The following is an 11,740-nucleotide window of genomic DNA, read 5'->3' on the forward strand; positions in this document are numbered from 1 at the left end:
TTGAACTCATTATTGTTATACCCCTAGTTTCCAACCTAAAGTACGCATCACGTCAGAAAATACACCCGCAGCCGTTACTTCGGTGCCTGCACCATAGCCACGTAACACTAGTGGGATTGGCTGATAGTAACGGCTGTAAAATGCCAGTGCGTTTTCACCGTCCTTGATTTTATACATTGGATCGTTTTCATCCACCGCTGCGATGCTTACTGTGCACTTGCCCTCATTAATTTCACCAACGTAGCGCAGTACTTTGCCCTCTTCCGCTGCCTTTGCAGATAATTCTTTAAAGTAGGCGTCTGCTTCAGGTAAACGCGCCATAAATTCATCAACGCTACCAGAATCATCAAAACCTGGTGGCAGTGCTTGATCAACCACAACGTCTTCTAGTTCTAGAGACATGCCTGCTTCACGAGCTAGGATCAGAAGCTTACGCGCGACATCCATACCAGAAAGATCATCCCGAGGATCCGGTTCAGTAAAACCATTTTCTTTTGCGATATTAGTTGCTTCACTTAGGCTCATACCTTCATCTAACTTACCGAAGATGTATGACAGAGAGCCAGAAAGAATACCGCTGAAGCGCTCTAGCTCATCACCCGCTGAGATTAGGTTTTGCAGGTTTTCGATTACCGGTAGACCCGCCCCCACAGTTGTTTCGTACATCAGCTTGCGACGAGAGCTGCGCGCAACATCGCGAAGCTGATGATAGTAAGCCATGCTTGCTGTGTTTGCTTTTTTATTTGGTGTAACGACATGGAAACCAGCAGCTAAGAAATCAGCGTATTGATTCGCGATATCTTCACTTGATGTACAGTCAACCAATACTGGGTTGATGATGTGGTTACGTTGAACCAAAGAAATCAAACGCGCTAGGCTGAACTCTTCTGTCGCTGCCGACATACGATCACGCCAATGATCGAGTGGAAGACCTTCACTATCAAGCAGAAGACCTTTGCTGTTTGCCAAGCCACACACGCGGATCACGATGCCTTTTTCCGCAAGCTTCGCCTGTTGACGCTCGATCTGATCCACCAGCTCACCACCAACGCCGCCAATACCAACCACGAATACGTCTAAGAAGTGCTTAGAGTTGAATAGGTTTTCGTGACACGCTTTGATCGCTTCAGAGATTTTATCTTCAGGAATCACGGCTGAGATAGCACGCTCAGATGAGCCCTGTGCGATGGCTACAATGTTTACGTTCACTTCAGCAAGAGATGAGAAGAAGCGAGATGCAACACCGCGCGATGTACGCATGCCGTCACCAACCAACGTTATGATTGAAACATTATCAATAAACTCGACCGGCTCTAATAAGCTATCTTTCAGTTCCAACTCAAACGCATCGGCCAGTACTTGTTGCGCTTTTGCTTTATCTTCTGCCTCAATACAGAAGCTAATGCTGTACTCAGAAGAAGACTGAGTAATAAGAACAATAGACACACCAGCGGAAGACATTGCGCCAAATACGCGGCTTGCCATGCCAACCATACCCTTCATACCTGGGCCGGAGACGTTAACCATGGTTAGGTCGTTTAGCGTCGTGATACCTTTGATCGCCAGATTGTCTTCACCAGTGTCTTGCCCAATCAGAGTTCCTGCACCTTGTGGGTTAAAGCTGTTTTTGATCAGACATGGGATGTGGAACTGCGCGATAGGAGCAATGGTTTTCGGATGCAAAACGGAAGCACCGAAGTAAGAAAGCTCCATCGCTTCTTGGTAGCTAAGAGATTTAAGCAGGCGAGCATCTTCTACTAAACGAGGGTCACAGTTGTATACACCATCTACGTCAGTCCAGATCTCACAACAATCTGCGCGCAGACACGCCGCAAGAACCGCCGCTGAATAATCAGAGCCATTGCGACCAAGTGTTACCAATTCACCTTTCTCGTTACCTGCGGTAAAGCCAGGCATAATGTTCACATGGCCCAGAGGAAGAGGGTTTTGGCGGAAGTTTTGCGTTGAAACATCTACATCAACCATGGCTTCAAGGTGATCACCTTTTGCGTATAGGTATTCAACTGGGTCGATAAGATGTGCTGGCTGGCCTTTGGCTTCTAACACCGCTTTCATCAATTGAATCGAAACGCGTTCGCCTTTGCTAATAATACGTGCATTAACATTGTTTGGGCACATGCCAAGAAGATTGATGCCATGAACGAATTGGCGTAATTGAGAGAGAGAAGTTTTCACTTGGTTATCGAAAGCTGAACCATCGATATTGGGTAGTACTGCTTGGATTTGAGTGAAGAGCGTTTTAAACGACTCCTCCAACTCTTTGATTTGTAGTTCTGCTTCACCATTGCGCAATGCGCCTTCAATGACCGCAACCAATTTGTTTGTTGTTTTACCAGGAGCGGAAAGAACAACCGCTACTTCTTCTTGTTGAGCGTTATTGGCAATAATGTCTGCCGCTCTCAAAAAGCGATCTGCATCAGCTAGTGATGATCCGCCAAACTTCAATACTCGCATCCCTTCCTCCGGTATATCTTCTTAAATTTGTCTAAATTCTGGATAAAAAAAGCATAAAAAAAGGCCTGTATCTTGTTGGATACAGGCCTTTTTTGTGAATTTCTTTCGCTCAGCAGCCTGCCCCAACATGTGTCGTGTCGGTAATAATAATGGTCGTGGTCATTACTACTAGGCTGTTAGATGGCATAAATAAATATTCAACGTTAATTGTGTTTGCTTAACTCTACGTTTACCGAGTTTCTGATACATAGTCAACAAAAAATTGTTTGTTTTTCCATCTTTCAGAGATTTCTGCTAATCAATGCCATTGATATTTATAGTTAATTACACATTATTGATCATTTGAAAATCTACAGTTAGTTTTTGTAAAGGACTTAACCATCATCACCAGTTCGGTTTTTTATCTAATAACTAGTCTGATCTTTGCCATAAAACGTACGATCAAATAATTCGAGAGGGTTGTGACACATAACAACAACTTAACTGTGACTTATGTTCATAGGATCGAATTATTTAGAAAATAGGTGAGCTAGCTTTCATATTCTATGCTTTAATAGTGAGAAGCTTTGGGCGCATACTAATAAAAAAGTTGACACAAGGAGTGGTGAACATGAAAAGATGGCTTTTTCTGTTGCTGTTTTTTGTGCCTGGTGTTTGTCTAGCAAACGAGCTTCCGCCGCTTCCAGGTAAAACATCCCCTTCTCCTCATAAACTATTCATTTCCAGCGACAGTTATCAGTCTGACAGTTTTGATGTTTGGAATATCGATACGGGTTACGCTTACGAACTTTTTGATTCGGTAGACGTTTATGTCGGTGCACGAGTCAATAACTCTCCTACCCAAAATCAAAGTGGTTTTTTGAGTGGGATCAGCTATCACTTTAATGATCGTGTCACGCTGAAAAGTACAGTTCGCTCTTACAAGAACGAGACAGCGGAAGGTATTCGCCAAGACGACAGTAGCCTCGCGGCTGAAGTCTCAAGTCGCGTAAAAATTACCGATAAACTGGATCTTCACGCGACTCTTGATTACCAAGATTGGCAACAAGGCTTTGAAGTTGGTCTAGGCTTTCGTTTTTAGAAGTCCAGCTTTTGCTTAGAAATCAATACACCGTTCCAGTCCGCGTAAACGTAGTGCTTAGGTTGAACGATTTGGTTTTGCATCGTTAAGGTTACGTTTACCTCTCCTATCCCACGCTTCTCTGTTTTAAACGGGTTGGTGCCAAGAGCTTGAACGCCAATGTCCATTTGAGATATTTGTGCTACGTCGCGTATTGCACCATAGACAATGATGCCTTCCCACCCATTTTCTATTCCGAGTATCGCTAATTGATCGCCGAGTAATGCTCTCTGACACGATCCATGCCCGTCAACAATCAATACTTTACCCGTTCCATCTTCGCCCAGTACTTCACGCACTTTCGAGTTATCGTGATAGCAGCGCACCGTAACGATTTCACCGTAAAAAGCGCTACGTTGACCAAAGTTCTGCAATGGTAAAGTAAGCAAGCTCACTTGGTCTTCAAATTGGTCACAAATATCGGGTGTAATGTCTCTCATATTTCCTCCGTGAATTTTCTCACCCAAGCGATGCTTCAGTGAGCAGTATCCTTTTCTATACCTTCTATACGAGTCGAGGCTTAATGGAGCCTAACGTATGAAAAACTTTCGGCTGCGAGCACGCAATAAGATAAAGTTGGTCATTAATGACGTAATAAATCGCGTTTTGTTGAAAGTCATTCGCCAATTCAACGGCTACCTCTGGCGACAACTCGACGGCAAAGCTTTCCTCATACCATGTAAAAGCGCTATCACCTACCGTGACAGGCGCGTAATTAACGTGCTGTAGCTGTTTTTCTAACGCGTGATTGTTTATGCTGTTCTCTTCTTTGGACCTCAAGTTACTGTATGGGTTCCAAGCGGTTATCACAGCATAGTTTGAAACACGCCACTCGGCTTCGAATCTGAAAAAAGATTCTGAATAAGCATTCCATAACGATGCGTCTATGTTCGTATTACTTTTTTCTATCATAAGTCTTAAACGATTAATAACAGTTACATTTCATCAATTGATATAAATCAACAAACTGAATGGAATTAACATTTGAGCATTGTTAGCATGCTGTTAACAATATAAAATCCGCTCAATATCTTAGGGTGTTTACGTTTCAGGCCCCACTGAAAGCAGGAAATGAAAGGTAAACAAGCCCTTTAGAATAAACGTCGCCATTGGATACTGGTGAGTTGGCAAAATTCCATGGAGGGCGGATAACTGAAAGAAGTGTTTTTTTGATCAACTTGATTTATTATCAAAATCACATTACCTGTATGTTATATTTTTGCCTAGAATTTATTCTATTAGCACAATTTTGTCACAAATTTAGGTACCGCCAATGCAAACCCCGCAGATTCTTATCGTTGAAGATGAGCAAGTAACTCGTAACACTCTTAAGAGTATTTTTGAAGCAGAGGGATACGCTGTTTTTGAAGCCAGTGACGGTGAAGAGATGCACCAAGTGTTGTCTGATAACTCAGTCAACTTGGTTATTATGGACATTAATCTTCCAGGCAAGAATGGCCTTCTACTAGCGCGTGAATTACGCGAGCAAGCGAACATTGCTTTAATGTTCCTGACAGGCCGTGACAATGAAGTAGACAAGATCCTAGGTCTTGAGATTGGTGCAGATGACTACATCACTAAACCATTCAATCCACGTGAGCTAACTATTCGTGCACGTAACCTACTTAGTCGCTCAATGAGCTCTAACGCGGTGCAAGAAGAGAAGCGCTCGGTAGAAAAGTATGAATTCAACGGTTGGGTACTAGACATCAACAGCCGCTCTCTAGTAAGCCCTGCTGGTGATAGCTACAAGCTACCTCGCTCTGAGTTCCGCGCACTACTGCACTTCTGTGAGAACCCGGGTAAGATTCAAACTCGTGCAGATCTTCTTAAGAAGATGACTGGTCGTGAACTTAAGCCACACGACCGTACTGTAGACGTAACGATTCGTCGTATCCGTAAGCACTTTGAGTCTGTTTCAGGCACGCCAGAAATCATCGCCACTATCCACGGCGAAGGTTACCGCTTCTGTGGCGATCTAGAAGACTAGATTTAACCGCTAATATCCGAAGGGCTTGCTCATTGAGCAAGCCCTTTTTGTTTTAGGTCTAACGACTAATGCAACATCATTGCGGTTAATAAACCTTGTTAATCTTCACGTACTTTTCGACTAACCAACGCTGTTTACCCGCATCGTCTAGAAGCACTGCGATATCAACCGATTTTTCTGTGTTCACATCAATGTGAGACGAGAACGCCACCTCCCATCGGCTTTCACTGTGCGTTCGAGTATCTAAAGACGCACTGTCCACCAACCACTCTTTTTGCCCCTGTTTAATAATAAGAGCTTCTGCCGTTAGATTTGCAGGAAGTAACTGATCTCCTTCGAGGTAAAGTGCACCTTGAATACTTTGCTCTTCCACGTCCCCAATATTCGGCATGAGGTTCACCCATAAATTACTTTTGAGCTCAACATTAACCTCATTAATCGTAATCTGACTGTTTTGTTGCCAATTCACATTTGGAACGGAACTACAGCCTGCCATCAATGCCATGACTAACGCCAATGGTGCGATTCTTTTCATGTTATTTCCTTTGTTCCAACCAACTTTTGAGGACTTGAATATCGTTTTGGTATTCATTTTTGATCTCTTCAACCCAGTCTGAAATGTTTTCCCACCATGCAGGCATATCGGGCGATTGCGCTTTTTGCGCCACACTTTGGATACGTTTCAGGCCAATTGAACCTGCAGCACCTTTGATTTTATGCGCTTCAGAAACAATCCCATCTTGATCTTTCGCTGTCATGTTCGAATCTAAGACATCGATATAGTCTGGCATCATATCTTCAAACATTTTTATGCTGTCGTAGACAGGTTTTGCACCAACAATGTCGACGTAAGACTCTAACATATCCATATCGAGCAAATGTGTCTCAATCACAGGAGAAGGCACTGGCTCTTCCACTGTTTCGGGACCGCTCACCACTTCCTTAGGTTGTTCTAACTGGTGAGCGAAGAATTTATCAATCACTGACTGAATAGCATTCACTGCCAGCGGCTTACTGATCGCATCATCCATGCCGTTATCTAAGTATTCACGACGATCTTTCATTACATTAGCAGTTAAGGCGACCAATGGAGGAAGATTGTTATAATGCTTGCGGTAATAATTGGCGACATCAAAGCCCGTCATATCAGGCAGTTGGATATCCAACAACGCTAAGTCGTATTTTTCTGGCACAAAGTTCACTAACGCTTCTTGGCCCGTCATTGCCACGGTGACAGAGTGCCCTAGGCTCTCTAGTAACGATTTAGCCACAGTTACGTTAAGCTCGATGTCTTCGACCATAAATATGTTGAGGCGCACATTGTCGCGTTTCGCATCAATGACTGGCTCAGCTAGTTCAACAATCGGAACGTGGATCGATACAGTAAAAGTGCTACCAAAGCCTTCCTCACTGGTAACCGTAATGTCACCATCCATCATATTGATCAGTTGCTTAGATACCGCCAAACCAATACCTGTACCGACCGCATGCAGGTTGTCCTTGCCTGATTTCACTTGGTAGTACATCGCAAAGATCTTATCTAGCTCTTCGTCTGGGATACCAATACCTGTGTCTTCCACTTCCATAATAATGGTCGCAAAATCGTCTTCGACATCCGCGCTCACTGTCATCACAACGCCACCTTCCTTGGTGAACTTCATTGCGTTGCTGACCAAGTTCCAAATCACCTGACGTAGACGGGTTGCATCCACTTCAATTGCTTTTGGCAAGTCGCTTAAACGTTCTAAGTCAAAGCGTAACCCTTTTTGTTCCGCCATCAGAGCTGAGATACTCTCAATCTCTGCGACGAAGTCTTCGAAGTTAAGTGGCGCAGGTAATAGTTCTAACTTACGGCGATCAAATTTATCCATATCGATAATATCGTTGAAGATGTTACCTAGAGTAATCGCACTCACATTGATGGTCTGCATGTGTTTACGCTGCTCTTCTGTCAACGGACTATCTAGAAGCATACGACTTAAGCCTACAATGCCATTCAGCGGCGTTCGCAGCTCATGACTGATGGTTGAGATGAAGGTAGTTTTGTCGCGGCTTGCTTTCTCTAACGACTCTTCATGGCGCTTACGTTCAGTGATATCACGACCGAACCCAACGAGACCAAGGTGGCGGCCATCTTTGCTGTAAAATGGCACTTTACGCAGCTCAAAGTAATGCTTGCGACCATCTGGGTATTCGAGCCATTGCTCGTAAGTAATTGCTTGATTATCGGCAAAAACCTTTTGGTCAGTATCAACGATATGCTCGGCGATTTCTTTGCTATACACATCCCAAGGGCTTAATCCGACTAACTGGTGCTCTTTCTTGCCCGTTAGCTCTTCCATCGCGCGGTTACAGCCAGAAAAAACACCATCCGCATTGCGGTAGTAAATTAAGTCTGGTGAGGCATCAATAAATGAACGCAGTAATGCAGTACGTTCTGCCAACTCTAATTGAGTACGTTCGCGTTGGAATACCTCATTTTCGAGGTCTTGCATCGCCTCTTCACGCGCTTCTTCCGCTTTAATACGCTCTTCAATTTCTTGGTTAAGCTTTTCAATGTTTTGTTGAAGTTGGTAATTCAACTCTTGATCTCGCGAACGCATGTCCTTCAGTTTGGACACCAGCTTAGTTAAACGCTGGCGAGACTCTTCTAGTTGATCGACAACCACAGAGAGGAAGTAAACCGCCCAAGGGGTGATCAATAGACCAAAAAACACCGAACGGACAATGTCGATATCATCCACTCGCCCTTTAAGAGCTAAAGTAATCCCTACCTGCACCACAACAGCTAATGCCACCAGCGCAAGGGCTAGCAAAATAGAGAAGCGAACAATCCCCAGTTTGACTAGCAAGTCGACATAATACTGGGCGAGATTTTTCATGGGTTTCATTAACTACTCCATGGTGGTGGCTAGATAGCGCCATTCGATGATGAAAAACAGGTAAATGCACTCGACCTAACGCAATTTAGGTCTGTTTGATTAGTGAAAAACACACGGTGCGATCTGCGCTTGTGACACGAGATAGAAAGATAAACCAACGAGCGCACAGGCTTCTGTAAGTTTAACGTGTTTAATACGGTGATTTAAACAATCAGCTATCAACTTAGAGCAAGCGGTCACAAAGCGTTAGCAAGAACTGGGGTGAATACAGGTGCGATTACGTCCATCAGCTTTAGCTTGGTATAACGCACTGTCAGCCATAGCGATGCCCATTTCGGGTTCATCACCATGCTGAGGAATGTAAGAGACCAGACCGATACTGACGGTAAGGCGTTCAGATGCTTCTGAACTGTCGTGTTCCATATCAAGCTGTAGAATTTTCTCATGAATACGCTGCGCTACGTTGCGCGCACCTTCCGTGGTGGTATTCGGCAATATAAAACCAAACTCCTCGCCACCATAACGCGCAACACAATCCGAAGAACGATTGATGACTTGTGTAAACACGGTAGCGACACTGACTAACGCTTCATCACCTTGTTGGTGACCGTAGCAGTCGTTGTAATCTTTGAAAAAGTCGATGTCACATAACATGATGGTGAGCGGCAGCTTTTCTCTAGCATGGTGGTACCACAATACCTGCAGTTGTTCGTCGAAACGGCGTCGGTTCGATACTTGAGTTAAGCTATCCATAAAGCTCAATTTTTCTAACTCTAGGTTGGCTTTTTCCAACTTTTGTTCTGCAAGATAACGCTCAGAAATATCACGCGCCATGATCAGCACACCATTCGTTCCTGATGCTTTATCTTTAAAAGGCGATTTCACCACATCAAACCACGTACTTTTACCATCACTACTCACGACTTTATCTATGTATCGAACTGGCTCTAACTGGCGTAATGCTTCTAAGTCACTGTCTGCTAAGCGCGCGTACATCTCTTTAGGAATCACGTCTTGGAGGCGCTTACCTATCAAATCAGAAATTTTTGAAATGCCTAACGCCTTAACAAAAGGCTGATTACACGCTTGATAGACCATGTTCTCATTGAAAATACCAATAGAGTCCGGACTGGCATCCAGAATCGTTTGTAAGATAGTATCTCTTTGCGCTAGCGCCACCTCCGTATCTTTGCGACGCTCCATTTCATCTCGCAGATTCTGTTGCATCTTGTGCCATTCAGTCACGTCATGACTAATAGACAGCGTACCGATAAGCTCACCACTCGGCGAAACAAGAGAGTTTTGATTGACTTCCAATAAGCAACTTCGACCTTGTGGATCCGTTGTCCATTTACGTTCGCTTTTTCTGGTTATCTTACCCAAGGCCTTGGATGCGCAAGCTTCTTCCCTTCGCCCTTGCCAGAATTGATCAAATGCTCGATTGGTCGTTAACAGATTGCCTTGGCGGTCTTGGGTACAAATCAGCTCTGAAAGTGAGTCTAATGCCGAACGTGCGATGATTAATTGGGCAAGTTCTTGTTGCTGCTCTTGGTGAGTGGCTTGATATGGCTGAGTATAAAGAATCCAAACTCGATGATTGCGTAATAAACTCTTTCTGCCTGACAGCTCCACTTTAATAGATTCACTATCAGATAGTCGCCACTCAAAAGCCTGCTGACGAAAATGACGACTAGAGAAGCGATCGAGAAACTGCTCAAGCTCATGAATATCGAATAAAGCAGGATACAAATACCCCGTTCCCAAAGAGCGAATGCCTAATAACTGCATCGCAGCCTGGTTAGATAGCAAGAGCTGAGCATGGCTAGAGTCCACCACTATGACTGGATAGGGAGAATCCGTTACTAGTTGCTTAAGTGATGTCTGAAAGTGCAAATAGATCAGTGCTAACGCGCACACGCCTGCGATTAATAACAAGACGACATAGCCATAACCGCCTTGACCACCCCAAAGCCAATTGAGTAACTGATCCATCGTTTAAACCTTCAAAGAACACTGGTTAAAATATATCAGTTATTTATTGAGCGATCTGCTATTAATTCCGGTTTAGTATAGATAAAGGTATTACCCGTAAGACTCCCTTGAGCACCATGAGCACTGAGATCTCGACCAATTTCCGTCATCGCTAGCCAACGGTTTTCACACCACAGAGGCGATAATAACGTGGGCCTCCTGGCTGCTGATGAAACGCGATGATAAATCACATCTGGTGGTGTCATACGAATCATTTCACTGGCGATCGCAACATATTCTTCTAATTCAGGGGCTTCTAGCTTTCCAGCACGCCAAGCTTTCGCCATGGTGCTACCTTCGACAATATGCAAGCCATGTAACTTGATGCCATCCGTTCCCACGGCCAACACTTTTTGCAGCGTTTCAATATTTTCGGCGCGGGTTTCTTTGGGTAAACCCACAATTAAGTGAGTACAAACCTTGATTCCAAGTGTTCGCGCACGCTTAGTGATTTCGGCATAACACTCAAAGTCATGACCACGATTGATACGTTTTAGGGTGTCATTGTTGGCGGTTTGAAGACCTAGTTCTAGCCAAATTTCATAACCTTGCTGTACATAGCCCGACAGTAAATCCAATACCGCATCAGGGACGCAATCAGGACGCGTCCCCACACAAAGACCAACCATGTCTGCAGCCTTTAGTGCTTCCTCATACATGTTTTTGAGAACTTGTACCTCGGCATAGGTACTGGTGTAGGCCTGAAAATAAGCGAGATATTTCTTCGCTCTGTGAATTTCACCTGCGCGATCTTTTAACTGTTCGTGAATGCTTTTTATCTGGACTTCTTCATCTGCAAACGAAGCCACATTGCAAAATGTACATCCTCCCCGCCCAATCGTGCCATCGCGGTTAGGGCAACTAAATCCACCGTGCAATGTTAACTTATGAACCTTTTCACCGTATCGACGCTGAAGATCTTGGCCGATTGTATTGACCAACTCATGTAACTGCATAAATTCTCACCAACAATAAATCGTAATCAATCTCACTACGATCTGTGTAAATAAATTACATCCCTGCAAGAAAAAACACACAATATTAATCAATTCAAACACCCATCATGCGGGTCAAAATCAATAAACTTGCATAATTAAAGACAAAAATCGTTCATGTTGCGTAAATGTTAAACTAAAAATGCATAATTAAACGAAAAATTGGGGCACAACGCCGACTTTTTCATTGCATTCTGAAGTGACAAAATTGTAGGATGCTTACACAACCCCGTTATTTTTGTGACTT

The 11,740-nt window shown here is 43.9% G+C and carries 10 protein-coding genes and 1 other annotated feature; of the genes, 2 read left to right on the forward strand and 8 right to left on the reverse strand.

Going from position 1 to position 11,740, the window contains the following annotated elements:
* Positions 1 to 15: 15 nt before the first annotated feature.
* Both thrA and thrL read right to left on the reverse strand, forming a co-directional pair.
* Positions 16 to 2,475 (reverse strand): bifunctional aspartate kinase/homoserine dehydrogenase I, encoded by a 2,460-nt coding sequence (gene thrA / locus R7Q46_RS08865; protein ID WP_065274188.1) that lies wholly within the window; start codon positions 2,473 to 2,475, stop codon positions 16 to 18.
* A gap of 54 nt (positions 2,476 to 2,529) precedes the next feature.
* Positions 2,530 to 2,649, reverse strand: a sequence feature (Thr leader region).
* On the reverse strand, positions 2,585 to 2,662 hold the full coding sequence (gene thrL / locus R7Q46_RS08870) for a thr operon leader peptide (protein WP_074192076.1): 78 nt from the start codon (positions 2,660 to 2,662) through the stop codon (positions 2,585 to 2,587). (Overlaps the previous feature by 65 nt.)
* A gap of 423 nt (positions 2,663 to 3,085) precedes the next feature.
* On the opposite strand from thrL, the gene R7Q46_RS08875 reads away from it, so the two are divergent.
* Entirely contained in the window at positions 3,086 to 3,556 is a 471-nt protein-coding gene (locus tag R7Q46_RS08875) for a hypothetical protein (RefSeq protein WP_047102035.1), read from the forward strand.
* On the opposite strand, the gene R7Q46_RS08880 is transcribed toward R7Q46_RS08875, so the two are convergent.
* Entirely contained in the window at positions 3,553 to 4,035 is a 483-nt protein-coding gene (locus tag R7Q46_RS08880; RefSeq protein ID WP_005381822.1) for a putative 4-hydroxy-4-methyl-2-oxoglutarate aldolase, read from the reverse strand. The genes R7Q46_RS08875 and R7Q46_RS08880 overlap by 4 nt on opposite strands.
* 64 nt (positions 4,036 to 4,099) lie before the next feature.
* Complete coding sequence (locus R7Q46_RS08885) at positions 4,100 to 4,507, reverse strand: DUF3293 domain-containing protein (RefSeq protein ID WP_053306886.1); 408 nt, start codon at positions 4,505 to 4,507, stop codon at positions 4,100 to 4,102.
* Between the two features lie 361 nt (positions 4,508 to 4,868).
* Here R7Q46_RS08885 and arcA point away from each other — a divergent pair, with 361 nt between their 5' ends.
* A complete protein-coding gene (arcA, locus tag R7Q46_RS08890) occupies positions 4,869 to 5,585 on the forward strand; it encodes a two-component system response regulator ArcA (RefSeq protein ID WP_005381824.1) in 717 nt (238 codons plus the stop codon).
* Between the two features lie 85 nt (positions 5,586 to 5,670).
* Here the strand turns inward: arcA and R7Q46_RS08895 are convergent, their stop codons facing one another.
* The 4 genes from R7Q46_RS08895 to R7Q46_RS08910 all read right to left on the reverse strand — a co-directional run bounded on the left by R7Q46_RS08895 (position 5,671) and on the right by R7Q46_RS08910 (position 11,454).
* Positions 5,671 to 6,120 carry a hypothetical protein gene (locus tag R7Q46_RS08895; protein WP_054574283.1) on the reverse strand — a complete coding sequence of 150 codons (450 nt, stop codon included), beginning with the start codon at positions 6,118 to 6,120 and terminating at the stop codon, positions 5,671 to 5,673.
* Position 6,121: 1 nt separating this feature from the next.
* Positions 6,122 to 8,476, reverse strand: a complete 2,355-nt coding sequence (gene arcB, locus R7Q46_RS08900; RefSeq protein ID WP_005381826.1) for an aerobic respiration two-component sensor histidine kinase ArcB — start codon at positions 8,474 to 8,476, stop codon at positions 6,122 to 6,124.
* Between the two features lie 237 nt (positions 8,477 to 8,713).
* Complete coding sequence (locus R7Q46_RS08905; RefSeq protein ID WP_213871851.1) at positions 8,714 to 10,459, reverse strand: diguanylate cyclase; 1,746 nt, start codon at positions 10,457 to 10,459, stop codon at positions 8,714 to 8,716.
* 35 nt (positions 10,460 to 10,494) lie between these two features.
* A complete protein-coding gene (locus R7Q46_RS08910; protein ID WP_017633631.1) occupies positions 10,495 to 11,454 on the reverse strand; it encodes a TIGR01212 family radical SAM protein in 960 nt (319 codons plus the stop codon).
* Between the last annotated feature and the right edge of the window lie 286 nt (positions 11,455 to 11,740).

The sequence above is a fragment of the Vibrio sp. 811 genome, from assembly GCF_033339195.1.